Below are 25,171 nucleotides of genomic sequence, written 5' to 3'. Positions count from 1 at the left end.
GGTGACTGGAACGTGCCCTGCGCACTACCATGCTCGGCAGTCCCGCGGCATGCGGGTTCCAGAAAGCCAGAAAACGTGTCCACCGACCTTTCCAAAATCACCTGCATCGAAGACCTGCGCATCGTGGCCCAGCGCCGCGTGCCGCGCATGTTCTATGACTACGCCGACTCGGGCTCCTACACCCAGGGCACCTACCGCGCCAACGAGGACGACTTCCAGAAGATCAAGCTGCGCCAGCGCGTGGCCGTGAACATGGAGGGGCGCAGCACGCGCACCACCATGATCGGCCAGCAGGTGGCCATGCCCGTGGCCATTGCGCCCACGGGCCTGACCGGCATGCAGCACGCCGATGGCGAGATCCTGGGCGCGCGCGCGGCCCAGGCCTTCGGCATTCCGTTCACGCTGTCCACCATGAGCATCTGCTCCATCGAGGACATTGCCGAGCACACGGCCCGCCATCCGTTCTGGTTCCAGCTCTATGTGATGCGCGACCGCCGGTTCATGGAGCGCCTGATCGAGCGCGCCCGTGCCGCCAACTGCTCGGCCCTGGTGCTGACGCTGGACCTGCAGATCCTGGGCCAGCGCCACAAGGACATCAAGAACGGCCTGTCCACGCCCCCGAAGCCCACGCTGCGCAACCTGGCCAACCTGGCGACCAAGCCGCACTGGTGCCTGGGCATGCTGGGCACCAAGCGCCGCACCTTCGGCAACATCGTCGGCCATGTGGATGGCGTGGCCGACATGAGTTCGCTGTCGTCGTGGACCGCCAGCCAGTTCGACCCCAGCCTGAACTGGGGCGATGTGGAGCGCATCAAGAAGCTCTGGGGCGGCAAGCTCATCCTCAAGGGCGTCATGGACGCCGAGGACGCGCGACTGGCGGCCGACAGCGGCGCCGATGCGCTCATCGTCAGCAACCACGGCGGCCGCCAGCTCGACGGCGCACCCTCGTCCATCGAGGCGCTGCCCGGCATTGCCGAGGCGGCGGGCAAGGACATCGAGGTCTGGATGGACGGCGGCATCCGCAGCGGCCAGGACGTGCTCAAGGCGCGTGCGCTGGGCGCCCAGGGCACCATGATCGGCCGCAGCTTCCTCTACGGCCTGGGCGCCTACGGCCAGGACGGCGTGACGCGTGCACTGCAGATCATCCAGAAGGAGCTGGAGACCACGATGGCCTTCTGCGGCCATACGCAGATCGATACCGTGGACCGCAGCATCCTGCTGCCCGGAACCTATCCGGGCGCCGTGCGCTGAACCGGCAAAAGCCGCACGAAAAAAGGACCGCCTCGGCGGTCCTTTTTCCTTTCAGGCTGCGCCTCAGGCTTGGGCAGGTACGCGCCGGCTTTCCGGCTGCGCCGCCACCAGCCGGCCCGCCGCATGCAGCACCGCCAGGATGGACGCGGTAACGATGTTGGCATGGCGCCCCGCACCGAAGCGCGTGCCCGCCACGCCGGGCAGCGCGGCCTCGACGATGGCCAGCGCCATGGCCCCGGCGCCCTGGCCCAGGCTGCGCTCCTCGTAGTGGTCAATGCGCAGCGCCACGCCCAGGTGCTGGCCGAGGGCGGCGGCCACGGCATCGATGGGGCCGCTGCCTTCGCCATACAGCTGCAGCCGAAGGCCGTCTGGCCGCACCACTTCCAGCGCAATGCCCTGGCCCTGGGCGCTGTCGAACAGGTGGTGGCTGCGGTAGTGCCAGGGAAGCTGCAGGGGGGCGAGGTAGGTCGCCTCGAACAGCTTCCACAGGTCGTCGCTGGCCAGCTCGGCCTCGCAGGCGTCCGCCTGTTTTTGCACCACGGCGCTGAACTCCACCTGCATGCGGCGCGGCATGGTCACGCCATGGTCGCGCTGCAGCAAAAAGGCAATGCCGCCCTTGCCCGACTGGCTGTTGACGCGAACGATGCTGTCGTAGGTGCGGCCCAGGTCCTGCGGGTCGATGGGCAGGTAGGGAACGCGCCAGGGCGCATCGGGCCGCTGCGCTGCAAAGCCCTTGGCGATGGCATCCTGGTGCGAGCCCGAGAACGCCGTGAACACCAGGTCGCCCACATAGGGGTGGCGCGGATGGATGGGCAGGGCCGTGCATTCTTCCGCAATGCGCGCCACGGCGGCGATGTCCGAGAAGTCCAGTCCCGGCGCGATGCCCTGCGTGTAGAGGTTGAGCGCCAGCGTCACCACATCGAGGTTGCCGCTGCGCTCGCCATTGCCGAACAGGCAGCCTTCCACGCGCTGGGCGCCGGCCAGCAGCGCCTGCTCGGCGCAGGCCACGCCCGTGCCCCGGTCGTTGTGCGGGTGCACGGACAGCACGATGTGCTCGCGCCGTTCCAGGCGGCGGTGCATCCACTCGATCTGGTCGGCGAAGACATTGGCCGTGCTCACCTCCACCGTGGTCGGCAGGTTGATGATCATGGGCCGCGCGGGGCCTGCATCCCAGGCGCGGATGGCTGCGTTGCACACGGCCAGCGACACGTCGAGCTCGGCCATGCAGAAGGTCTCGGGCGAGTACTGCAGCACCCATTCGGTCTCGGGGTGGGCATCGGTCAGTTCGCGCAGCAGGGCGATGTGGTGCTCCACCATGGCGATGATCTCGGGCACCTGCATGCCGAAGACGATCTCGCGCCAGGCCGGGGCAATGGCGTTGTAGAAGTGCACGATGGCGCGCCGCGCTCCGGCCACGCTGTCCACCGTGGCGCGGATCAGGTCCTCGCGCAGCTGGGTGATGACCATGGGCGTCACGTCGCCGGGGATCAGCCCGTTGTCGATCAGGTGGCGCACGATGCCGTAGTCGGTCTGCGAGGCCGAGGGAAAGCCCACCTCGATCTCCTTGAAGCCTATGCGCACCAGTTCGTGGAACAGGCGCAGCTTGCGCTCGCGGTTCATGGGCTCGAACAGGGCCTGGTTGCCGTCGCGCAGGTCGGTGGACAGCCACACGGGCGCCTGGCTCAGCTGGCGTGAGGGCCATTGGCGCTCGGGCAGGTCGACGGCGGGGAAGGGAAGGTATCTGGACGCGGGATTCTTCAGCATGCGGGCCTCGCAGGAAACGCTGGGGTTTGCAGCCACCGGATCGGCCGGCGGCCCCGCTCTCCTGGCTTCCCGGTGGGGGGGAAGCTGCGCCAGGCCGGGATCAGGGAGAGTCGGTGCGAAATGCGGCGCCTGCGCAGGCGCCCGGACCCCGGCCATGGGCCAGGGATAGTAGGGAGGGCGAGGGCAGGCAGTGCATGGTGCGATGGCGGTGAATCACAGGGAACGGATGCCAGTTTGCGGGCAGGGTGCTTGTCTGTCTTTATAGAATTTCTCATTTTCTATATGGATCTGGACAATATGCGCACGACCCATGCCCCGGCTTCGGCAGCCGCCGTTCCCTGCAGCCATACCGGGCTGCCCGAGCTGCAGGCCGCCGCACCGCTGCCGGTCACGGGCGTGGCCGCCGACTATCCGGCGGGGCTGGAGGTGGAGGAACACTCCCACGAATGCTGCCAGTTGCTCTACGCCGTGCAGGGGGTGCTGGAGGTGCGCGCAGGCAGCGGGCGCTGGGTGGTGCCGCCCACGCGCGGCGTCTGGCTGCGCTCGGGCGTGCCCCACGGCCTGCGCATGCGCGGCGCGGTACAGGTGCGCAGCCTGTTCGTCGATGCGCAGGCCGCTGCAGACCTGCCGGGTACGGACTGCGTGATCGAGGTCTCTCCCCTGCTGCGCGAGCTCATCAGCGAGGTGGCGCGCTGGCCTGCATCGATACCGCCGGGGCGGCGTGAATCCATGGTGGTCGAGCTATTGCTGCAGGAACTGCGCCAGCCGCCCGTGGTGCCGTTTCACCTGCCCTGGCCGCAGGATGCGCGCATGGCTGCTGTCTGCCATGCGCTGGCCGAAGGAGAGGGGGCGGATGGCTTTGCCACCGCAGCCGCCACAGCCGCGACAGGCGCCGTAACTGCCACAGCCGGTGATTGGGCCGCACGGCTGGCCATGGGCGAGAAGACCTTCCACCGCCATTTTCTGCAGGCCACGGGAATGAGTTTTGGCCGCTGGCGTCAGCGCGCACGGCTGCTGTCATCCATGCAGGCGCTGCTGGCCGGAAGGCCCATCGTGCAGGTGGCGCTGGAGGCCGGCTATGAGAGCCACAGCGCCTATTCGCTGGCCTTCAGGCGCCAGTTCGGCATGCCGCCCTCGGCCTTCGGGGCCAGGGGCGACAGGCCGTAGGAGGGCCGGGCCGCGTCAGGCGGCCTTCCAGATGATGTAGTCGGCCTGGTACTGCACGACCTGCTTCTGGCCCAGCGTGGAGCTGTTGCAGGCCATGGCAGGGGCCACGCCGCCGCGCGTGGCCACGCGCTGGATATAGGTCACGCCCTGCATGGCGCCCATGCCGGTGGCGGGCTCGGCCTTGACCAGTTGCATGGGGATGTTGCCCGCGCTGGACGGCGCCACGGCGACCTGGGTGGCCGTGACCTTGGAGCCGTCCTGGTGCGCCCAGGTGGCGGGCGGGCCGAAGTAGCGGCCGATGACGCGGCCCTGGCGGTCCGTCAAACGCGCATCAGGGCCGACAAAGGCCCATTCCTGCTCCATCGCCTGGTCCTTCTTGGCGCGGCATTCATAGGTGATCTGGCCTATGCCCACCGTCTCCATGGCAACCTTGTGGCCTGCGGGCACCTGCACGGCGGCCGGCAGGTCGGTCTGGGAATAGCTCTTGCCCATGTCCATGGAGGAGCAGGCGCCAAGGGTCAGTACGGCCATGGTGGCCAGGCCGAGGGGGAGGATGTAGCTCATGAAGGTCTCCAGGTCGATGGATTGAGGGGTGTCGCCTTGAACCGCTGTCCGGGGCGCGACACAGGGAATACGCAGCAAGGCAGCGGCTGGATTCACCTGAATGGAAAAAAATTTATCCGCATCCGGTTCGCAATGCGCTGCGTATTGCTCACGGAGAGCCGGTGCAAGCCGGGAGACCCATGCCAGACCTTCTGCAAACCCCCGGCTGAGCACCGATATGCCCCTTGAATCCGATCGAAAGACAGAACAAGCCCCCGGGCGGCCACGCAACAGTGCGGGCCACGGGGCCGCCCGCTCGCCCACAATGCGTGCATGGGCACCACACCAACCGACCAAGAGCTGATGGACCTTCTGGACCGCATCGCAGCGCAGGACGAGCCCGCGCTCCGCAGCCTGTACGAGGCCACCTCGTCCCGGCTGTACGGGCTGGCGTTGCGCATCCTGCGGCACAAGGACTGGGCCGAAGACGTGCTGCAGGACAGCTACCTGCACATCTGGCGCAGCGCTTCGGGCTACCGGGGCACGCTCAGCCCGCCGCTGGCCTGGATGGGCCTGGTGGTGCGCAGCCGGGCCCTGGACTTTCTGCGCCGGCGCCGCGCCGAACGCCTGCACCTGAACGAAGAGTTCGACGAGGCGCAACTGGCGGCCCATGGCGGTGGGAACGATGAAAGCCAGGGCCCGCTGCAACTGGCCGAGGCCAGCGAACAGGCCGTGGCGCTGTACCAGTGCCTGGAGCGGCTGGAAGGCCGCCAGCGCGAGGTGGTCAGCCTGGCCTATCTGCGCGACCTCAGCCATGGCGAGCTGGCGGGCCAGCTGCAACTGCCGCTGGGCACGGTCAAGACCTGGATACGGCGCGGCCTGGAGCAGCTGCGCCGCTGCCTGTCACGCCATGCGTGAAGCAGTTGACATGCTCTGAGCGGCCAAAGGATTTGCCATGAATATTTCCCGACACCCCGAACTGCTGGACCGGCTGGCCGCCGCTTACGCCCTGGGCACGCTGCGGGGCGCGGCACGCCGCCGCTTCGAGCAACTGGCCCGTGACCAGGCCCCGGTGCGCGCCGCCGCCCTGCTGTGGCAGGGCCGCTGGTCGGCCCTGTCCGAAATGCAGGCGCCCGTACGCCCTGACGATGCGGTCTGGGTCCGCATCGACAACCTGCTGCAGGCCGAAAAGGCCCGCGCCGCCCAGGCGCACCGGCGGCGCGCCGACGATGCGCCTGGCATGGCCCGGCGCACGGAATCCGCCGTGGGCCGCGCCCTGGCCTGGTGGCGCGGCGCCGCCGTGCTGGGCGCCTGCGCCACCGTGGCGGCCGTGGCCGTGGGGCTGTGGTCGCACCAGGACCTGCGCCAAAGCGGCGAGCGCCAGCTGGCCGTGCTGAACAACCAGTTGCAGGCCACCCAGGCTGCGCTGCAGGCCGCGCCCCAGATCCAGTACGTGGCCGTGCTGGCCGACGACAAGGCCGATGCCTCCATGCTCGTGACCTTCGACCCCGGCAAGAACACCCTGGTGCTGCAGCGCGTGGGCGACTTCCATGAGGCCTCCGACAAATCACTGCAGCTGTGGGCCCTGCCGCCCCAGGGCGGCCCGCAATCGCTGGGCGTGCTGGGACGCGACAAGCTGGTCAAGCTGACCGCTGCGGCCGCCGAGGTCCAGGGCGTACCTGCCCTGGCCATCAGCCTGGAGCCCAAGGGCGGCGTGCCCAGCCAGACCGGGCCCACGGGGCCGGTGCTGTTCAAGGGCGCTTTGATCCGGCGCGACCTGTAGCGCGCAGCGCAGGCCCGCTCGCCATTGGCGACGGCCGTGCTGCTGCACAACGCAGCCTGCTTGCCCTGGCCAGAGCAGGGCGCGCGTGCAGTGCTGGCTGGCCGGCCTCTGTTTCGCTGCCGGGCGCGGCAGCCTTCTCCAAGCGCGTGCGCCTGGTGCCAAACCGGCGGCTATGCTGGCCGGCACTCAGTCGCCCGCGCCTTGCCGGCGGTGCCTTCCCTTTTTTGCCGACATGCTTTCTTCCCTCCAAGACCTGACCTGGCTGTGGGTGCCCGTGGTGCTGTTCGCCGCAGCCGCCCAGACCGTGCGCAACACGGCGCAGCGCTCGCTGACCGCCGAGCTCGGCACCCTGCCGGCCACCCTGGTGCGCTTTCTGTACGGCCTGCCGTTTGCAGGCGTCTACCTGCTGGCGCTGTACCTGGGAGGCGATGGCGCCTGGTCGCTGCCCCGGTTCTCATGGGCCTACCTGGGCTGGATCGCGCTGGGGGCCTTCTTCCAGGTCGCGGCCACGGCGGCGCTGCTGCTGGCCATGAAGGAGCGCAACTTCGCCGTGGCCGTCACCCTGTCCAAGACCGAGGTGCTGCAGGTGGCCCTGTTCGCCGGCATCTTCCTGCATGAGTTGCCCACCGCCGTGGCGCTGGCGGCCATGGCGCTGGCCACCTTCGGCGTGCTCATCCTGTCGCTGCCGCCGCGCGGCCAGATGCTGTCGCTGTCGGCCTGGGCCAGCCGCTCGGCACTCTACGGCCTGGCCTGCGGTGCCTGCTTTGCCATTGCCACCGTGGGCTATCGGGGCGGCGCCGTGGAACTGGCGCGCCTGGGCGAGATATCTCCCTGGCTGTCGGGCGCCTGGGGCGTGCTGATCGCCCAGCTCATGCAGACCCTGGGCCTGGGCGCCTGGATTGCGCGCACCCACGCGCAGGGCCTGCGCCCCATCTTCCGTGCCTGGCGCGTCTCGCTGCTGGCCGGTGGCATGGGCGCGGCCGCCTCGCTGGCCTGGTTCACCGCCTACGCCATGCAGGGCGCGGCACCCGTGCGCACGCTGGGCATGGTCGAGGTGGTGTTCAGCTACATCGTCTCGCGCCGCGTGCTCAGCGAAAGCCTGAGCCGCCAGGAAATGATCGGCATGGCTCTGATGGTGCTCGGACTGGTGCTGATCTGCCTGCAGGGATGAACGGTCCAGGGCCTGTGTGAACAGGCCCTGCAGGCTGTATGAATGCACAGTTGCCGCAATAATGGCGGCGTGCCTGAAACGACACCCACGACACCCACGACACCCGCAAGCCCTGCCGATGCTGCGCCCCCGCGCCGCATCGCCCACCTGGACATGGACGCCTTCTATGCCTCGGTGGAGCTGCTGCGCTATCCGCAGCTCAAGGGACTGCCCGTGGTCATCGGCGGCGGACGCCGCGCGCACGACGAGGCGCTGGATGCGCGCTACGCCGGCCGGCTGCACGAGATTCCGGTGGACGAGTTCTCTCGCCTCAAGGACTACGTGGGCCGGGGCGTGATCACCACGGCCACCTACCCGGCGCGCCAGTTCGGCGTGGGCTCGGCCATGGGCATGATGAAGGCCGCGCGCCTGTGCCCCCAGGCCATCCTGCTGCCCGTGGACTTTGCCGAGGTGCGGCGCTTCTCGCGCATGTTCAAGGAAATCATCGTCTCCATCGCCCCGCTGATGGAGGACCGCGGCGTGGACGAGGTCTACATCGACTTCACCGATGTGCCCGGTGGCCAGCGCGAAGGCGGGCGCGTGCTGGCGCGGCTGATCCAGAAAACCATCACCGATGCCACGGGCCTGACCTGCTCCATCGGCGTGGCGCCCAACAAGCTGCTGGCCAAGATGGCCAGCGAATTCAACAAGCCCAACGGCATCTCCATCGTCCAGCCCGACGATCTGCAGGCCGTGATCTGGCCGCTGGCCTGCCGCAAGATCAACGGCATAGGCCCCAAGGCCGACGCCAAGCTGCAATCGCTGGGCATACAGACCATTGGCGAGCTGGCCAAGCAAAGCCTGCCCCAGCTCGTGCAGTGGTTCGGCCGCGCCTACGGCAACTGGCTGCATGGCGTGTCCTGGGGGCGCGATGAGCGGCCCGTGGTCACGCACAGCGAGCCCGTCTCCATGAGCCGCGAAACCACCTTCGAGCGCGACCTGCACGCCGTGCGCGACCGGGCCGAACTGAGCGCCATCTTCACCGACCTGTGCGAACGCCTGGCCCAGGACCTGCAGCGCAAGGGCTACATGGGCCGCACCGTCGGCATCAAGCTGCGCTACGACGACTTCAAGACCGCCACGCGCGACCACACGCTGGAGCTGCCCATGGCCGATGCCGCCACCCTGCGCCGCGCCGCAGGCCAATGCCTCAAGCGCGTGCCCCTGGCCAAGCGGCTGCGCCTGCTGGGCGTGCGCGTGGGCAACCTCGTTCGCACGGCCGACTGGAACGCCACCGCCCACGACCCGCTGGCGCGCGAGCAACTGCTCAGGGGACCGGCACAGCCCGCGCCGGACAGCGATCCCTTTACACCTCAACTGTTCTGAATCATCACCACAAATCTGGCGCACACGCTGTAAAACCATGCACCAGTTCCGAGCATGAGACTGCGGTTGCCGTGCTGTGAGATGATTTGGAAATGTGAATTTGTGTTTCCGTTTGATGGATTCCGGTGGCTTCTGAGCGTTTTGCCATGCCATTTCACAAGAACAAGAGACATCCCAAAGGAGTGGTACCCATGCGCGTGAATTTGCCCGTCAGCCAGCTCAACTACGACTTTCCGGGCGATGAGCTGCTGGTATCCGTCACCAACACCAAGGGCGAGATCACCCATTGCAACCCGGCTTTCGTGCGGGTCAGCGGCTATTCCTACGAGGAACTGATCGAGCAGCCGCACAACCTGATCCGCCACCCGGACATGCCGGCCGCCGCCTTCAAGGACATGTGGCGCACCATCGCCCACGGCTACCCGTGGACTGCCCTGGTCAAGAACCGGCGCAAGAACGGCGACCACTACTGGGTGCGCGCCAACGTCACGCCCATCATGGAAGGCGGCCGGCCGCGCGGCTACCTGTCGGTGCGCACCAAGCCCCGGCCGGACGAGATCGAGGCCGCCGAAGCCCTCTATGCCCGCATGCGCGCCGAAGCCGATGCCGGCCAGGAAACCCTGCGACTGCGCGGCGGTGAACTGCGCCGCCTGGGCCTGGCAGGCCTATGGGACCGCCGCAGCGACCTGGGCCTGACAGCCCGCATGGCGCTGATGCTGGGCGGCGTGGGCCTGGCCGCCATGCTGCCCGACCTGCTGGGCTGGCAGGGCGCCGCAGCCTGGGGCACGCGCCTGGCCGCCTTGCTGGCGGGGGGCAGCTTTGTGCTGTGGCGCTTCCAGCAGCGCTGCGTGGCGGGCCTGGAGCAGGCCAGCGGCTTTGCCGCCGACATTGCCAGCTGCCAGCTGGGCACCAACATGCAGCACGACTACAGCGGCCCCATGGGCGCCCTGATGCAGCGGCTGCAGCAGATCCAGATCAACCTGCGCGCCGTGGTCGGCGACGTACGCACGGAAATGCGCGGCTTTGCCACCACCGCCCATGAGATCGCCCAGGGCAGCTTCGACCTCGCGCAGCGCACAGAATCCCAGGCCACCAGCCTGCAGCAGACGGCGGCCTCGATGGAAGAGATATCGGGCACCGTGGCGCAGACCGCCGACACGGCCCAGCTCATGGCCCATGAAAGCGACCAGAGCCGCCAGGTCGCCGGCAAGAGCGGCGCCGCCATCCAGGAAGTGGGCTCTGCCATGGAGCACATCCGCGGCTCCTCGCGCCGTATGGGCGAGATCATCGGCGTCATCGAAAGCATTGCCTTCCAGACCAACCTGCTGGCCCTGAATGCCGCCGTCGAAGCGGCACGCGCAGGCGAGCAGGGCCGCGGCTTTGCCGTCGTGGCCGGCGAAGTGCGCGCCCTGGCCCAGCGCAGCGCCTCCGCCGCCAAGGAAATCAGCGGCCTCATCAACCGCACCGTGGACGGCATCAACGACGGCAACGCCCGCATGGACGCCGCAGGCCGCACCATCGACGGCATGGTCGACGCCGTGGGCCGCGTCAGCGACCTGGTCCACCAGATCAGCATCGCCACGCGCGAACAATCCGTAGGCATCGCCCAGGTCAACGACGCCGTGGCCCAGCTCGACTCCGTCACCCAGCAAAACGCCGCCTTGGTCGAGCAATCGGCCGGCGCGGCGGGCTCGCTGCGCGCCAGCGCCCAGTCGCTGGAGCGGTCGCTGGAGGTGTTTACGTTGCGGTGAGGGGTAGGGGCCGGCCGCCTCTTTTACTGCCGTGCAGAGCGCACGTTGGCCGGCAAGGCGCCAGGATGGCTGGTGCGGAATGGGTTGATGTCCAGGCCGCCACGGCGCGTGTAGCGCGCGTAGACCGAGAGCTTGAGGGGGCGGCAGCGGGTCCAGATGTCCATGAAGATGCGTTCCACGCATTGCTCATGGAATTCGTTGTGGTTGCGGAAGCTCACCAGGTATTGCAGCAGGCCTTCCTGGTCGATCTGCGCGCCGCTGTAGCGGATCTGCACGCTGCCCCAGTCGGGTTGGCCCGTGACCAGGCAGTTGCTCTTGAGAAGGTGGCTGACCAGGGTTTCGGTGACGGGGCCTTCTTCATGGTTGGCGCGCAGCAGCTCGGGGGCGGGCTGGTATTGCGTGCACTCCACATCAAGGCGGTCCAGCAGCAGGCCGTCGAGCTCCTGCACCATTTCCTGGTCGAAGCGGTCCAGGCCGATGATCTTCACGCCGATGCTTCCCTTTTGCTCGCTGCCGCGCCACAGCGCTTCGGCCAGGTCGGTGCGCAGGCGTGCCTGGACTTCGGCCGCGTCGGCCAGGCGGGTGTTGTTGAAGCTGTTGAGGTAGAGCTTGAACGACTTGCTCTCGATGAGATTGGGGGTCTCGCAGGGAATCGTGAAATGCACGAGCGCCACCTGCGGCTTGCCGCGCAGGTTGAGCCAGGACAGCTCGAACGCCGTCCACAGGTCGGCGCCGAAGAAAGGCATCTGGCTGCCCTGAATGCCGATTTCTTCGCGCTTGGGCGCGCGGGGCAGGGGGAACAGCAGCGAGGGGGCGTACTGGTCGATGTAGGCAGAGCTTTTGCCCAGCTGGGATTGTTCGGGAGTGTTCATGGAAAAAGGGCCGGCCGTGCCGGCGCTGGTCAGGCCTGGACGGTCCGCGCGGAGCGCGTGGACCCAGGCTTTGAAGCTAACTGAATTTCCATGCCCGCAGGCATGGGCGGCCATATAAGGTCAATAAGGGTGGGTGCGCCCGGGTTCGCTGGCTCTTCAGTGGAATTCGCGCTCGCGCAGCCATTTGGTGGCGATCCATTTCTCGCCTGCCAGCACGGGCGCGCCGCCGTGCAGGGTACGCGTGGAGGGGTCGGGGCGCTCATAGCTGAAGAAGACGGCGTTGCCCCGGCGCGGAACCACTTGCAGTGGCACTTCGGGAAAGATGGTGGCGCCGCCGCGCTCGGGCTCGTTCAGGTAGATGACCAGGGTGCCCACGCGCTGGCCGCCGCGCTTGAGGATGGTGGGCGTGCCGGGTTCGCCGGGCGCGAAGTAGTCGTGGTGGGGCTTGTATTCGGCGCCCGGGCCGTAGTGCAGCACCTGCAGACCCTCGCCATGGTCCAGCGGCCAGCGCAACAGGCGGGCGATGCGTTCTTCCAGCTGGCTGACGATGCCGGTTTCCCCACGCTGGAAGAACATGCCGTTGCTGGTTCGGTCGTCATTGATCTCTTCGCCGCCGCTTTGCGTGGCCACGGTGAGCGATCGCGCCATGCGCGGACGCGCGGCGGCGATGATGGCGTCGCATTCCTCATGCGAGAGCAGGTTGCCGAAGACCACGATGCGCGGGTTGCGCATGCTGACCAGCACCTGGACCTGGCGGTCGCCGACATCGATGCTGCTGGGGTCCTGGGCAAGGTCCGGTTCGGGCAGGCTCGAGGCCGAGACGACGACGGCCGGTGGCGACACCTCGCCCTGTTCGGGCAGGTCCAGCGCCCGCCTTGCCAGTTCTTCGCTCCAGCCCACGTCGCGCATGGAGCGCAGCAGGGCCGCAGGCCCTATGCCGGATGCGCGCTGGTCGCGCACCCATTGCATGAGTTCGGGCGTGAGACCCACGGGCAGGTCCTGCGCGGCGGTCTGGGAATCTGGTGAGGATTTGAGGCTCATGGCGTGCAGTGCGGCCCTTGCCGCAGTGAATGGACTCCAAAGGCATCGAGGCCGGGGCCGGCCGGTGGCCGGCGAGGCTCAGTCAGCGGTCTTGCGACGGAACATCAGGCGCGCAGGCGTCGAGGAAGCTGGCGCCAGCGCGTAACCCTCCAGATCGAAGGCTTCGAGTTCAGCCGCGCTGCGAGCGCGTCGTTGTATGGCAAATCGTGCCATCAGCCCGCGCGCACGTTTGGCATGGAAGCTGATGATCTTGTAGGCGCCGTTCTTGTAATCCTCGAATGCGCATTCCACCACCGGGGGCTTGAGGTGCTTCAAGTCTACCGATTTGAAGTATTCCTGCGAAGCCAGGTTGACGATGACGCGCTCGCCCGCCGGCTGCCGGGCCGCGCGCTGGTTCAGGTGCTCGGCAATGCGGCTGCCCCAGAACTGGTAGAGATTGCTGCCATGCGCGGTTTCCAGCCGCGTGCCCATTTCCAGGCGGTAGGGCTGCATGCGGTCCAGCGGGCGCAGCACGCCGTACAGGCCGCTGAGGATGGCCAGGTGCTGCTGGGCCCAGTCCAGGTCCTCGGCATCCAGGCTGCGTGCCTGCAGGCCCTCGTAGACATCGCCGTTGAAGGCCAGCAGCGCCTGCCGGGCGTTGGTGGCCGTGAAGCGCGGGCTGAAGGCCTCGTAGCGCGCCACGTTGAGCGCGGCCAGCTTGTCGCTGATGCCCATCAGTTCCGACAGTTGCTGGGGCGACTGGCGGCGCAGCACTTCGATCAGCTCCAGCGGCTGTTCGGAGAAGACGGGCAGCGTGTGCGGCAGTTTCGGGGGCAGTGGCGTGTCGTAGTCCAGCGATTTGGCGGGGGAGAGCAGCAACAGCATGGCGGGACGGAAGCTCCTGGAAAGAGGTGGACGGAAGGCGTGGGGAGACGGATGAGGTGAGGGCGGAGGCGGAAACAAACAGGGGCCGCGAGGGCCCCTGTGTTGTCACTGTCTGTGGTCAGACCTGGGCCGCGCCCTGTGGCTGCGGCTGCTGCTCGAACGGCAGCTGCAGCTCGCTGAGGTCCTTGCGTGTTTCCACGAGGATCAGCGGGCCGTCATCCAGAGCGACCACGGGCGGGCGCTCGCGCACGACGCGCTCGGGCTGCGGTTCGGCGGCGATGGCCGCCTGGGCTGCTGCCACCTTGTCGGCATCGGAGCCCACCCATTGCAGGCCCGAAGCGGCGGCCAGCGCCTGCAGCTCGGACATGGGCAACTGGTAGGCCTGGACCTTGGGCAGGCCGCGTTCGGCGTTTGCTTCAACGGCCTTGGCTGCTGCGGGCGCGACTGCCACTGCGGCAGGAGCGGCCACGGGTGCAGGTGCTGCCACGGGTGCCACCACGGGGGCGGGTGCGACCGGCGCGGGGGTCACCGCAGCCACGGGCACGGGAGCGGCAATCTGCTGCTCGGGCACGGGGGCCGCGACGGGTTGCTGCACCGCTTGGGCTGCTGCGGCTGCTGCGGGCTGCGCAGGCACTTGCGCTTCGGCCATGGCTTCAGGAGCCTGGGCTTCGGCGGCAGGGCTGGCTGCGTTGAAGTAGCTGCGGCGGGCAGGCTGGTCCTGCTCGGGAGCGGCGGCTTCGAAGGATTGGACGGCTTCGCCCTCCGCTTCGCGCGGTGCGCGCTCTGCACGGTCACCGCGATCGCCACGCTCGCGGCGGTCACGGCCATAGCGGTCGCGCGAACGGCGCTGGCGCGGCTGCTCTTCGCCGGAGGCGGGGGCAGCGTTGTCCAGGGACGGGTCCTGTTGCTGGGCCTGGTTGTCCAGGTTCTCTTCGGTCTCGGGAGCGACTTCGAACTGGCGGGGCTGGCGCTCGCTGCGTTCGGCGCGTTCACCACGTTCACCGCGCTCGCGGCGGCCTTCACCGCGCTCCTGGCGCTCGCCACGCGGGGCGCGCTCGGGACGCTGCTCGATGGTGCTGCCATCTGCAGCGACAGCGGCCACGCCGTTCACGGCTTCCAGCGGCTGGCGGCTTTCACCGTCACGGCTGCGTTCACCGCGGCCACGGCGTTCGCCGCGGTCGGCGCGCTCACCGCGCTCGCCACGATCCGGGCGCTCTCCACGCTCCGGGCGTTCACCGCGTTCAGTGCGCTCGCCACGCTCGGCATTGCGGCGGTTGCGGTCACCGTTGCCGGCCTGGCGTTCGGCATTGGGGGCGCCAGCGCGCTCGCCATTGCGCTCCGAGCGCTCGCCACGCTCACCATTGCGTTCGTTGCGGCGGCCACGGTTGTCGTTGCGGCCATCACGGCGTGCTTCGCGAGCGGGGGCTTCGGCGGCCGGAGCGGGTGCTGCGACCGGCGCAGGTGCCGCGCTAAAGCCGAACAGGCTCTTGAGCCAGGCAAAGAAGCCTTGCTCGCGGACCACGACGGGGGCGACGGCCGGTGCGGGCGCTGCAGCGGTTGCCGCAGGCTTGGCATCGCGCTGCTGGCCGTTGGCCGGGCGGTTGCGGCTGCCTTCGGGACGGGGCTCGGCGATGGGGGCCGGCATGTCGGGCAGCACGCCCTTGATCATGGGCGTCTGCTTGTTGGTGGGCTCCTGCGAGCGGCGCGTCACCGTGGTTTCCGCGTCCAGCTCCTCGGCCAGCTTGTAGCTGGCTTCCATGCTTTCCAGGCGCACGTCGTCGTGCTTGAGGCGCTCGAGCTTGTAGTGCGGCGTGTCCATGGACTTGTTGGGAACCATGATCACGTTGACGCGCTGCTTGAGTTCGATCTTGGTGATCTCGCCGCGCTTTTCGTTGAGCAGGAAGCTGGCCACTTCCACGGGCACCTGGCAGTGCACGGCGGCCGTGTTGTCCTTCATGGACTCTTCCTGGATGATGCGCAGGATCTGCAGCGCCGAGCTTTCCGTGTCACGCACGTGGCCGGAGCCACCGCAGCGCGGGCAGTTGATGTGCGCGCCTTCGGACAGGGCGGGCTTGAGGCGCTGGCGGCTCATCTCCATGAGGCCGAACTTGCTGATGGTTCCGAACTGCACGCGGGCACGGTCCTGGCGCAGCGCGTCGCGCAGGCGGTTCTCGACCTCGCGGCGGTTCTTGCTCTCCTCCATGTCGATGAAGTCAATGACGATCAGGCCGCCCAGGTCACGCAGGCGCATCTGGCGCGCGACTTCGTCGGCGGCTTCCAGGTTGGTGCGTGTGGCGGTTTCCTCGATGTCGCCGCCCTTGATGGCGCGGGCCGAGTTCACGTCGATGGAGACCAGCGCTTCGGTGTGGTCGATGACGATGGCGCCGCCCGAGGGCAGGGTCACGGTGCGTGCGTAGGCCGATTCGATCTGGTGCTCGATCTGGAAGCGGCTGAACAGCGGAGCGTCGTCACGGTAGCGTTTGACGCGGGCGGCATGCTCGGGCATGACGTGCTGCATGAACTGCTGCGCCTGCTCGTAGATGTCGTCGGTGTCGATGAGGATGTCGCCGATGTCGCCGTTGAAGTAGTCGCGGATGGCGCGGATCACCAGGCTCGATTCCTGGTAGATCAGGAAGGCGCCCTTGGCCGACTTGGCGGCGCCATCGATGGCGTTCCACAGCTTGAGCAGGTAGTTCAGGTCCCACTGCAGCTCGGGCGCGGTGCGGCCGATGCCGGCGGTGCGCGCAATGATGGACATGCCCTTGGGGTACTCAAGCTGGTCCATCGCCTCCTTGAGTTCGGCACGGTCCTCGCCCTCGATGCGGCGCGAAACGCCACCGCCGCGCGGGTTGTTGGGCATCAGCACCACGTAGCGGCCGGCCAGCGAGATGAAGGTGGTCAGGGCCGCGCCCTTGTTGCCGCGCTCTTCCTTCTCGACCTGGACGATCAGTTCCTGGCCTTCGCGGATGACTTCGTTGATGCGGGCCTGGCTGGGGGAGACGCCTTCGGCGAAATACTGCTTGGAGATTTCCTTGAAGGGCAGGAAGCCGTGGCGGTCCTCGCCGTAATCGACGAAGCAGGCCTCGAGGCTGGGCTCCACGCGCGTGACCACGGCCTTGTAGATGTTGCCCTTGCGCTGCTCGCGCCCTTCGATTTCGATTTCGTAGTCGAGCAGCTTCTGGCCATCGACGATGGCAAGGCGACGTTCTTCCGACTGCGTGGCGTTGATGAGCATCCGTTTCATGATGCGTTTCCTTTATTCGTTTTCTCTGGGGCGCGCCGGAGTGCAGCCTCTGCTGCCAGACCGTCACGCCTTTGACTCGTAATCAAAGACAGGCTCGCGAGGGAGCCGAGATGCCGGACTGACGCGTCGAAACGAAAGGAATCGCCGGATGCCCTGATGCTTGAGACCTGGCTCAAGTCAGCAATGGGGGCAAGGGCGGGGGGACGAGAGCGATGAGAGAGGCACGCCGTCCAGCTTCAAGCGAAGCTGCTGCACGTGCGGGGCAGGCGGGAGGCTTGGGGGCGGCAATGATCCTGGGCGCAGGCGTTTTCCTGCTCCACAGCGTGACCATCCATGCCCAAAAGATCCACATGCTCGCTTTTGATCCGCTGGCAGCGGTGGACGCCGGGTCCGACCCCTTCTGCCAGCTTGAGATTCCGTATCAGTGTTTCAATTCGTCAGCCACAACCGATGCAACGACGAACTTCGCAGGCCATCTTTTCCTGCTGTTTCGCGTGCATGACACCGGATGGCATCGACCTGCCTGTGCGGGGAAATGGTTGTTTGGACTAAACTCCATGAGAATCAACCACTTATAAATAGTTCGGCACAGGTGAAACACATTATAGAGGGCAAACCGGCAGACGACCGTTCCCTGAACGCAGCCACTGCCGCAGTGCGGCTGATTGAAGTCGATGACGATTCGGCCGGACAGCGGTTGGACAACTTTCTCATACGCCATCTCAAGGGCGTTCCCAAGACCCATGTCTATCGCATCATCCGCAGTGGAGAAGTGCGCATCAACAAAGGGCGCGTCAGTGCGGAAACCCGCGTTTCTACCGGCGATATCGTCCGCATACCGCCCGTGCGCATTTCCGAAAAAGTCGCCGAAAAGGCCGAGCGGCCAGCGCCAGCGAGGGATTTCCCCAGTCTGCTGGAAGACGAGCACCTGATCGCCATCGACAAGCCCGCCGGTGTGGCCGTGCATGGCGGCTCGGGTGTGAGTTTTGGTGTCATCGAGCAACTGCGCCAGGCGCGGCCGCAAAGCCGTTTTCTGGAGCTGGTGCATCGGCTCGACCGCGAGACATCCGGCATCTTGCTGGTGGCCAAGAAGCGCTCGGCGCTGACGCATCTGCAGGACCAGTTCCGCGAACGCGAGACCGGCAAGACCTATCTGGCCCTGGTCCAGGGCACCTGGCCGGCCAACCACAAGGTGATTGATCTGCCGCTGCACAAATACCTGCAGGCCGACGGCGAACGCCGCGTGCGGGTGACCACGGCCGATGATCCTGACGGCATGCGCTCCGTCACGCTGGTGCGCGTTCGCAGCACGCTGGCGCCCCAGCCCCTGCTGGGACTGCCGGCCATGAGCCTGCTGGAGGTGACCATCAAGACCGGGCGCACGCACCAGATCCGCGTGCACCTGTCCAGCCAGGGGCACCCGATTGCGGGCGATGACAAATATGGCGACTTCGACCTGAACCGACGCCTGCAGAAACAGGGACTCAAACGCATGTTCCTGCACGCTTGGCGGCTACAGTTCACCCACCCGGCCAGTGGCGAGCGGGTGGAGCTGCGCGCCGAGCTTCCCGAAGAACTGGCCCGTTTCGCCGGCTGACGCTGGCTCTGACTCCTTGTAGATATGACAAATCCTGGTTCTTCCGAGATGCACCGTGCGCGCCGCTTCGATCTCATTGCCTTCGACTGGGATGGGACGCTGTCGGATTCCACCGCGGTGATCGTCAAGTGCATTCAGGCGGCCGTGGCCGATGTGGGGGGCACGCCTCCCAGCGATGAGGCGGCGTCCTATGTGATCGGCATGGCGCTGATGCCCGCATTGGCGCGTGCAGCGCCCGATGTGCCGCCCGAAAAATACCCCGAGCTGGGCAACCGCTATCGCCACCATTTCATCAAGCACCAGGACGACATCAGCCTGTTCGCCGGCGTGCTGCCCATGCTGGCGGCGCTGCGCGAGCGAGGGCACCTGCTGGCCGTGGCCACGGGCAAGAGCCGCCGTGGTCTGAACGATGCGCTGCAGGACCCGCAGCTGCGCGGCATGTTCGACAGCTCGCGCACGGCGGACGAGACCGCCGGCAAGCCGAATCCGCTGATGCTGCAGGAGCTGATGGCCGAGTTTGGTGCGGATCCTTCGCGGGTGCTGATGATCGGCGACACCACGCACGACCTGGAACTGGCCCGCAATGCAGGCTGTGCCAGCGTGGGCGTGGGCTATGGCGCGCATCCCACCGACGGCTTTGGCGTGCTGAAGCCGTTGCATGTGGCGCAGAGTGTTGCGGATTTGCATCAGTGGCTGTTGGCCCATGGCTGAGTCGTCATGCCCGCGTCAGCGCGTGGATTCATGCTCGTGAGGTGTGCCGTTGACCGTTGAACGCATCGTTCTGTGCGCCAGCGATGCCCTGCAGGAAGGGGCGAATGCCGTGCCTTTCGACGTGGTCTACGCGGGTCATGCCTGCCGCGCATTCGCCATCCGCTTCGAGGGCCAGGTGCATGCCTATCTGAATCGCTGCACCCATGTGGCCATGGAGATGGACTACCAGCCGGACCGCTTTTTCGATGACACCGGACGCTGGCTGCTGTGCGCCACCCATGGAGCGGCCTACGCGCCCGACAGCGGCGCCTGCGCTGGCGGGCCCTGCCGTGGCGGCCTTGTGAAAATCTCCCTGAGCGAAAGCGCGGGGGTGGTGCACTGGCATACTGCCGATAACCTGAAACCCGTCGAGTTCTGACATGACTTCCCCCATACCTCCGGAAAATCCTGGCTCCGCATCGCACCCATCCCCGGGGGCGGACCTGTGGGCCCGGGCCACGCCCGCCACGGCGGCTGCCGATGCGCGCACGGCGGCATCGAGCGGCTGGGAGCGGGAGGTGCTGGAAAAGCTGGTCTTCGCCACCATCAACGAGCAGCGTGCCTCGCGCCGCTGGCGCCTGTTTGGCCGCCTGCTGTGGACGGCGCTCATCCTCGTGGTGCTGTGGGTGCTGTTTGCCAAGGACACGGCGACCACGACCAGTTCCTCCCCGCACACGGCCGTGGTCGAGGTTAAGGGCGAGATCGCCGCAGGTGCCGACGCCAGCGCGGAATTCGTGGTGGCCGCCATGCGCAGTGCCTTCGAGGATTCGGGCTCGCGCGCCGTGGTGCTGCTGATCAACTCGCCGGGCGGCAGCCCTGTGCAGGCCGGCATCATCAATGACGAAATCGTGCGGCTCAAGGGCAAGTACGACAAGCCCCTGTATGCCGTGGTGGAAGAGACCTGCGCTTCGGCCGCCTACTACATTGCCGCCGCCGCCGATGAGATCTTTGTGGACAAGGCCAGCATCGTGGGCAGCATCGGCGTGCTCATGGATGGCTTTGGCTTCACCGGCGCCATGGAAAAGCTCGGCGTGGAACGCCGCCTGCTGACGGCTGGCGAGAACAAGGGTTTCCTGGACCCGTTCAGCCCCATGTCCGAAGGACAGCGCGAACATGCCCACAAGATGCTGGGCCAGATCCACTCGCAGTTCATCAACGTGGTCAAGGCTGGCCGAGGTGATCGCCTGCATGAGACGCCCGAGACTTTCAGCGGCCTGTTCTGGACCGGCCAGCAGGCGGTGGAGATGGGCCTGGCCGACAAGCTGGGCAGTCTTGACTATGTGGCCCGTGAAGTGGTCAAGGCGGAAGAGGTGGTGGATTACACGCGCCGCGACAACGTGGCCGAGCGCCTGGCCAAGCGTTTCGGCGCGGCTTTTGGCGGCGGTGCGGTGCAGGCACTGCGTTCCAGCCTCCCGGCTCTGCGCTGATTCTTGCGGGATTTCCCGCTCGGTCTGCCAAGACGAAAAAGCCCGCCTTCCAGTCGAAGGCGGGCTTTTTCGCTGGTGGGCGGCTTCAGCGGCCGATGGAGAACACCACCGGCGTGCGGTTGTCCGGCGCTTCCTTGTGCTGGCGCCATTCGCGCACCAGCCGGCTTTCGATGCGGGCGCTCTCCAGTGTCAGTCCGCAGGCCAACGCCAAACGGGTATGGGGTTGCAGCGTTTGCAGCAGGGCTTGCCAAAGCGCGGCGTTGCGGTAGGGCGTCTCGATGAACTGCTGGGTCTGGCCTTGGCGCAATGCCAGTGCTTCAAGCTCCTTGATGCGCTGTACCCGTCCGCCGGCATCCTGGGGCAGGTAGCCCACAAAGGCATAGTTCTGTCCGTTGAGCCCGCTGGCGGCCAGCGCCAGCAGCAGCGATACGGGTCCGATCAGCGGCACGACACGTATGCCCAAATCGTGCGCGGCGCGCACGATGGAGCTGCCGGGGTCGGCCACGGCGGGCATTCCGGCCTCGCTGACCAGTCCCATGTCGTGTCCGGCCAGCAAGGGGGCGAGCAGTGGCTTGGCGTCAAAGACGGCGGCACCCTTGTCGCCATGGTCCCCCTTCTTGTGGGCCTCGCGCGGCAGCTCGGTGATCTGCTGGGTCTGCAAGGGCTGGGCCAGTGCATGCAGCGCGTCGATGCGCTTGAGATAGGCGCGTGTGCTCTTGGCGTTTTCGCAGATCCAGTGGGTCAGCCGTGCAGCGGTGCGCAGTGTCCCATCGGGCAGGACCTGCGTCAGCGGCGTTTGCTCATCGCAGCCGAAGTCCAGCGGAGCGGGCACCAGGTAGAGCGTTCCTGTCAGGGGCTTGGTGATGGCATCGCTCATGGCAGCACGGCTCCTGCGGCGCGCAGCAACTGGCATGTGCGGATCAGCGGAAGGCCGATCAGTGCCGTGGGGTCGTCGCTGACGATGGCGTCGAGCAGGGCAATGCCCAGGCCCTCACTCTTGGCGCTGCCTGCGCAGTCATAAGGCTGCTCGGCGCGCAGGTAGCGCTCGATTTCCGCATCGTTGAGATCGCGAAAGCGCACCTGAACCGTCACCACGTCGGTCTCGGAAAAGCCGGTTTCCTGGCAGACCACGCTCACGGCAGTGTGGAAATTCATCTGGCGCCCGCTCATCTGGCGCAACTGTTCGGTGGCGCGTTCATGGTTGCCGGGCTTGGACAGCGGCAGGCCATCGAGCTCGGGCACCTGGTCGGAGCCTATGATAACGGCGCCGGGGTGCAGCGCAGCCACGGCCTGGGCCTTGGCCAGGGCCAGGCGTAGGGAAAGGGCGTGCGGTGTCTCTCCGGCCAGAGGTGTTTCATCGACTTCCGGGGAGACGGTCTGGAATGGCAGCCGCAGCCGCTCCAGGAGTTCGCGGCGGTAGCGTGAGGTGGAGCCAAGGATCAGGGGACGCGCCAGGCCGGGAGCCTGGGCTAAGGCGGGGTGGGGAGCTTGCATGCCCGGATTCTCTTACACTGCCCGCATGAGCAAGGAATTTTCTGCGGCCCGCCTCGATGTTCGCGCTTTCGCGCAATCGCAGGGCCATCTTCAGGACCAGACAACACTGTCAGTCTTCCCGCGTCTGGCCCAGGATGCGCAGCCGGATGCCGGTGACACGCATGGCCAGGTGCACTGGCAGGCGGACGGCGAGCTGGTCGAGCAGACCGGCGGCCCCGGTCAGGTGTGGCTGCATCTGCAGGCCGATGCCGTCGTGCCCATGGTGTGCCAGCGCTGCCTGGCCCTGGCGCCCATCACCCTGCAGGTTGATCGGTCTTTTCGCTTTGTTGCGGATGAAGCCACAGCAGAGTCCGAGGACGATGAAAGCGATGAGGACCTGCTGGTGCTCAGCCGCGAGTTCAATCTGCTCGAACTCATAGAGGACGAGTTGCTCATGGAGCTGCCCGTGGTGCCGCGTCACGATGTCTGCCCCGAGTCTGTGAGCTTGCAGTCCAGCGACGCGGACTTCGAGCAGGCCATCGAGGACAAGCCCAATCCGTTCGCCGTCCTTCGCGGCCTGGATGTGGGCAAATCCGCAGACTGATCGAGATGCCCGGAAAAAAGGTCGAGGCCGGGAAAAGCGATTGCGCTATAATCAAGGGCTTCGCGCGAAACCCCCTCGTGTCTTTAATGGGCTGATCGCGTTTTTTACCAACCCTTTTCAGATACACAGGAGCCATCATGGCTGTTCAGCAGAACAAGAAGTCCCCCTCCAAGCGCGGTATGCACCGTTCGCACAATGCACTGAATGTGCCTGGCATCGCCGTGGAACCCACCACGGGTGAAACCCACCTGCGTCACCACATCAGCCCCAACGGCGTGTACCGCGGCCGTCAAGTGCTGAAGAACAAGTCTGAAGCCTGACCTTCGACCGTTCCCGCAGAGCCCGCGGCTACAGTTTTCGTAGCGCGGGCTTTTGTTTTTTCTGATGGCCGTTCCTATCTTTCCAGGCCTTGCAACAGGCTTGCCAGTCGCTCATGATCACTTTGGCCGTTGACTGCATGGGGGGTGATCACGGCCCCCGCGTCACGCTCGCGGCGTGCCGCCAGTTCCTCGATTCCCATTCCGACGCCCGGCTGCTGCTGGTCGGCCAGCCCGATGCGCTGGCTGGCTTTGCGCATGAGCGCGCCAGCGTGGTGCCGGCCTCGGAAGTCGTCGGCATGGATGACCCGATCGAGGTGGCGCTGCGCAGGAAGAAGGATTCCTCGATGCGCGTCGCCATCCAGCAGGTCAAGGATGGCCGGGCTGCTGCTGCCGTGTCGGCTGGGAATACGGGTGCGCTGATGGCCATCTCGCGCTACCTGCTCAAGACGCTGGATGGCATCGATCGTCCCGCCATCGCTCCCCAGTTGCCCAACGCCAAGGGTGGTGCCACCACGGTGCTGGACCTGGGTGCCAACGTGGATTGCTCGGCCGAGCATCTGCTGCAGTTCGCCGTCATGGGCTCGGCCCTGGTGTCTGCGCTGAACAACGAAGAGGCGCCTTCCGTGGGCCTGCTCAATATCGGCGAAGAGCAGATCAAGGGCAGTGAAGTCATCAAGCGTGCGGGCGAACTGTTGCGCGCGGCCGGCAAGGCCGGTCACCTGAACTTCTACGGAAACGTCGAAGGCAACGATATCTTCAAGGGCACGACCCAGGTCGTGGTCTGTGACGGCTTTGTGGGCAACGTCGCCCTCAAGTCTTCCGAGGGGGTGGCGTCCATGATCTCCAATGCCCTCAAGCAGGAGTTCAAGCGCAACATCTTCACCAAAATGGCTGCAATCGTTGCCTATCCGGTGCTAACTGCGCTGATGAATCGTGTGGACCATCGGCGTCACAACGGTGCGGCGCTGCTGGGCCTTCGTGGGCTGGTGTTCAAAAGCCATGGGTCAGCCGATGCCTTGGCTTTCGAGCACGCGCTGAACCGCGCGTATGATGCGGCCCGCAACAACCTGCTCGACCGTGTCCGTACCCGCATCTCCGCAGCCCTGCCTCTTTTGCTGGCTGCGCAGTCGGAATCGGGACCGTCGGCGCCCTAATACAGATGAGACGCTACGCACGCATCACCGGCACGGGCAGCTACCTGCCACCCCGCCGACTCACCAATCACGATCTGGCTGCCGAACTGGCCCAGCGTGGCATAGAGACCTCGGACGAGTGGATCGTCGAGCGCACCGGCATCCATGCCCGTCACTTTGCCGCGCCCGACGTGGCCAGCAGCGATCTGGCCCTGGAGGCGTCGAAGAAGGCGCTGGAGGCCGCTGGCTGCCAGCCACAGGACATCGACCTGATCATCGTCGCCACCTCGACGCCCGACATGGTCTTCCCGTCCACTGCCTGCATCCTGCAGAACAAGCTTGGTGCCAATGGCTGCGCGGCCTTTGACGTGCAGGCTGTGTGCAGCGGCTTTGTCTACGCTCTCACGGTGGCCGATGCCATGATCCAGTCCGGCGCCGCAAGCCGCGCGCTGGTGGTGGGTTCCGAAGTCTTCAGCCGCATCCTTGATTTCAACGACCGCACGACCTGCGTGCTGTTCGGCGATGGCGCCGGCGCGGTGGTGCTGGAGGCGTCCGAGCAGCCTGGGATCCTGGCGTCCGACCTGCATGCCGATGGCAAGCATGTTGGCATCCTCTGCGTGCCGGGCAATGTGTCCGGCGGACAGGTGCTCGGCGATCCGCTGCTGAAGATGGATGGACAGGCCGTGTTCAAGCTGGCGGTCGGCGTGCTGGAAAAGGCCGCCCGCGCGACGCTGGACAAGGCCGGGCTCACCGATGCCGACATCGACTGGCTGATCCCTCACCAGGCCAACATCCGCATCATGCAAAGCACGGCGCGCAAGCTCAAGCTGTCCATGGACAAGGTGGTGGTGACCGTGGACCAGCATGGCAATACCTCGGCCGCCTCGATCCCGCTGGCGCTGGACCACGGCGTACGCAATGGCCAGGTCAAGCCTGGGCAGACCGTGCTGCTGGAAGGCGTGGGCGGTGGCTTCACCTGGGGTGCGGTGCTTCTCAAGATGTGATGCGGGATGCCTGCCTGTCGGCAGGCTCCCATGGCGCGGCTTTTATT

At 66.8% G+C, this 25,171-nt stretch carries 23 protein-coding genes; 15 read left to right on the top strand and 8 right to left on the bottom strand.

Annotated features, from left to right (window positions below; translation table 11 throughout):
* The first annotated feature begins 75 nt into the window (after positions 1–75).
* Positions 76–1,251 (top strand): alpha-hydroxy acid oxidase, encoded by a 1,176-nt coding sequence (locus CLV01_RS25015; RefSeq protein ID WP_013800969.1) that lies wholly within the window; start codon positions 76–78, stop codon positions 1,249–1,251.
* 63 nt (positions 1,252–1,314) lie between these two features.
* On the opposite strand, the gene CLV01_RS25010 is transcribed toward CLV01_RS25015, so the two are convergent.
* The gene (locus tag CLV01_RS25010) at positions 1,315–3,015 is read right to left on the bottom strand and encodes a 2-isopropylmalate synthase (protein WP_063328147.1); all 1,701 of its coding nucleotides are present in this window, start codon (positions 3,013–3,015) and stop codon (positions 1,315–1,317) included.
* Positions 3,016–3,312: 297 nt separating this feature from the next.
* Between CLV01_RS25010 and CLV01_RS25005 the strand changes: the two genes are divergently transcribed.
* On the top strand, positions 3,313–4,182 hold the full coding sequence (locus tag CLV01_RS25005) for an AraC family transcriptional regulator (RefSeq protein ID WP_099735058.1): 870 nt from the start codon (positions 3,313–3,315) through the stop codon (positions 4,180–4,182).
* Positions 4,183–4,197: 15 nt separating this feature from the next.
* Here CLV01_RS25005 and CLV01_RS25000 read toward each other — a convergent pair whose 3' ends face one another.
* Positions 4,198–4,746, bottom strand: coding sequence for a DUF3455 domain-containing protein (locus CLV01_RS25000; RefSeq protein ID WP_099732966.1), 549 nt, complete (start codon positions 4,744–4,746; stop codon positions 4,198–4,200).
* 312 nt (positions 4,747–5,058) lie between these two features.
* Between CLV01_RS25000 and CLV01_RS24995 the strand changes: the two genes are divergently transcribed.
* The 5 genes from CLV01_RS24995 to CLV01_RS24975 all read left to right on the top strand — a co-directional run bounded on the left by CLV01_RS24995 (position 5,059) and on the right by CLV01_RS24975 (position 10,795).
* Positions 5,059–5,643: an RNA polymerase sigma factor gene (locus CLV01_RS24995; RefSeq protein ID WP_013800973.1), complete on the top strand. Its 585-nt coding sequence runs from the start codon at positions 5,059–5,061 to the stop codon at positions 5,641–5,643.
* A 37-nt stretch (positions 5,644–5,680) separates the two neighbouring features.
* On the top strand, positions 5,681–6,508 hold the full coding sequence (locus tag CLV01_RS24990) for an anti-sigma factor (protein WP_043821459.1): 828 nt from the start codon (positions 5,681–5,683) through the stop codon (positions 6,506–6,508).
* A gap of 232 nt (positions 6,509–6,740) precedes the next feature.
* Positions 6,741–7,679: a DMT family transporter gene (locus tag CLV01_RS24985; RefSeq protein ID WP_099732967.1), complete on the top strand. Its 939-nt coding sequence runs from the start codon at positions 6,741–6,743 to the stop codon at positions 7,677–7,679.
* 42 nt (positions 7,680–7,721) lie between these two features.
* Positions 7,722–9,044 carry a DNA polymerase IV gene (gene dinB / locus CLV01_RS24980; RefSeq protein WP_099732968.1) on the top strand — a complete coding sequence of 441 codons (1,323 nt, stop codon included), beginning with the start codon at positions 7,722–7,724 and terminating at the stop codon, positions 9,042–9,044.
* Between the two features lie 191 nt (positions 9,045–9,235).
* Positions 9,236–10,795, top strand: coding sequence for a methyl-accepting chemotaxis protein (locus CLV01_RS24975; protein WP_013800977.1), 1,560 nt, complete (start codon positions 9,236–9,238; stop codon positions 10,793–10,795).
* A 23-nt stretch (positions 10,796–10,818) separates the two neighbouring features.
* Here CLV01_RS24975 and queF read toward each other — a convergent pair whose 3' ends face one another.
* The 4 genes from queF to CLV01_RS24955 form a co-directional block, all read right to left on the bottom strand.
* Positions 10,819–11,667: an NADPH-dependent 7-cyano-7-deazaguanine reductase QueF gene (gene queF / locus CLV01_RS24970; protein WP_071956640.1), complete on the bottom strand. Its 849-nt coding sequence runs from the start codon at positions 11,665–11,667 to the stop codon at positions 10,819–10,821.
* 156 nt (positions 11,668–11,823) lie between these two features.
* On the bottom strand, positions 11,824–12,708 hold the full coding sequence (locus tag CLV01_RS24965) for a 2OG-Fe(II) oxygenase (RefSeq protein WP_012207082.1): 885 nt from the start codon (positions 12,706–12,708) through the stop codon (positions 11,824–11,826).
* Positions 12,709–12,786: 78 nt separating this feature from the next.
* Positions 12,787–13,572 carry a peroxide stress protein YaaA gene (gene yaaA / locus CLV01_RS24960; RefSeq protein WP_099732969.1) on the bottom strand — a complete coding sequence of 262 codons (786 nt, stop codon included), beginning with the start codon at positions 13,570–13,572 and terminating at the stop codon, positions 12,787–12,789.
* Positions 13,573–13,690: 118 nt separating this feature from the next.
* Positions 13,691–16,816 carry an Rne/Rng family ribonuclease gene (locus CLV01_RS24955; RefSeq protein ID WP_099732970.1) on the bottom strand — a complete coding sequence of 1,042 codons (3,126 nt, stop codon included), beginning with the start codon at positions 16,814–16,816 and terminating at the stop codon, positions 13,691–13,693.
* Positions 16,817–17,351: 535 nt separating this feature from the next.
* On the opposite strand from CLV01_RS24955, the gene CLV01_RS24945 reads away from it, so the two are divergent.
* Genes CLV01_RS24945 through CLV01_RS24930 form a run of 4 tightly spaced genes read left to right on the top strand, consistent with a single transcriptional unit; the run spans position 17,352 to position 20,590 of the window.
* A complete protein-coding gene (locus tag CLV01_RS24945) occupies positions 17,352–18,413 on the top strand; it encodes an RluA family pseudouridine synthase (RefSeq protein WP_034396692.1) in 1,062 nt (353 codons plus the stop codon).
* Positions 18,414–18,437: 24 nt separating this feature from the next.
* On the top strand, positions 18,438–19,124 hold the full coding sequence (locus CLV01_RS24940; RefSeq protein WP_012207078.1) for an HAD family hydrolase: 687 nt from the start codon (positions 18,438–18,440) through the stop codon (positions 19,122–19,124).
* Positions 19,125–19,173: 49 nt separating this feature from the next.
* The gene (locus CLV01_RS24935) at positions 19,174–19,542 is read left to right on the top strand and encodes a Rieske (2Fe-2S) protein (protein ID WP_013800985.1); all 369 of its coding nucleotides are present in this window, start codon (positions 19,174–19,176) and stop codon (positions 19,540–19,542) included.
* Position 19,543: 1 nt separating this feature from the next.
* Positions 19,544–20,590: a S49 family peptidase gene (locus tag CLV01_RS24930; protein WP_012207076.1), complete on the top strand. Its 1,047-nt coding sequence runs from the start codon at positions 19,544–19,546 to the stop codon at positions 20,588–20,590.
* An 85-nt stretch (positions 20,591–20,675) separates the two neighbouring features.
* On the opposite strand, the gene CLV01_RS24925 is transcribed toward CLV01_RS24930, so the two are convergent.
* Together CLV01_RS24925 and CLV01_RS24920 are read right to left on the bottom strand one after the other, a co-directional pair.
* Positions 20,676–21,467: an SAM-dependent methyltransferase gene (locus tag CLV01_RS24925; RefSeq protein WP_013800987.1), complete on the bottom strand. Its 792-nt coding sequence runs from the start codon at positions 21,465–21,467 to the stop codon at positions 20,676–20,678.
* Positions 21,464–22,084, bottom strand: a complete 621-nt coding sequence (locus CLV01_RS24920) for a Maf family nucleotide pyrophosphatase (protein ID WP_099732971.1) — start codon at positions 22,082–22,084, stop codon at positions 21,464–21,466. The genes CLV01_RS24925 and CLV01_RS24920 overlap by 4 nt, the downstream gene beginning before the upstream one ends.
* A 25-nt stretch (positions 22,085–22,109) precedes the next feature.
* On the opposite strand from CLV01_RS24920, the gene CLV01_RS24915 reads away from it, so the two are divergent.
* The 4 genes from CLV01_RS24915 (at position 22,110) to CLV01_RS24900 (ending at position 25,124) form a co-directional block, all read left to right on the top strand.
* Positions 22,110–22,667: a YceD family protein gene (locus CLV01_RS24915; protein WP_034396686.1), complete on the top strand. Its 558-nt coding sequence runs from the start codon at positions 22,110–22,112 to the stop codon at positions 22,665–22,667.
* Positions 22,668–22,804: 137 nt separating this feature from the next.
* Complete coding sequence (gene rpmF / locus CLV01_RS24910; protein WP_012207072.1) at positions 22,805–22,987, top strand: 50S ribosomal protein L32; 183 nt, start codon at positions 22,805–22,807, stop codon at positions 22,985–22,987.
* Positions 22,988–23,100: 113 nt separating this feature from the next.
* The gene (gene plsX / locus CLV01_RS24905) at positions 23,101–24,141 is read left to right on the top strand and encodes a phosphate acyltransferase PlsX (protein WP_099732972.1); all 1,041 of its coding nucleotides are present in this window, start codon (positions 23,101–23,103) and stop codon (positions 24,139–24,141) included.
* Between the two features lie 5 nt (positions 24,142–24,146).
* Positions 24,147–25,124 carry a beta-ketoacyl-ACP synthase III gene (locus CLV01_RS24900; RefSeq protein ID WP_012207070.1) on the top strand — a complete coding sequence of 326 codons (978 nt, stop codon included), beginning with the start codon at positions 24,147–24,149 and terminating at the stop codon, positions 25,122–25,124.
* The last annotated feature ends 47 nt before the right edge of the window (positions 25,125–25,171 follow it).

The sequence above is a fragment of the Delftia sp. 60 genome (assembly GCF_002754395.1).
Classification (GTDB): Bacteria; Pseudomonadota; Gammaproteobacteria; order Burkholderiales; family Burkholderiaceae_C; genus Comamonas; species Comamonas acidovorans.
Note: the sequence above shows the minus strand (reverse complement) of the source record. Positions and strands in the feature narration are given on the sequence as shown.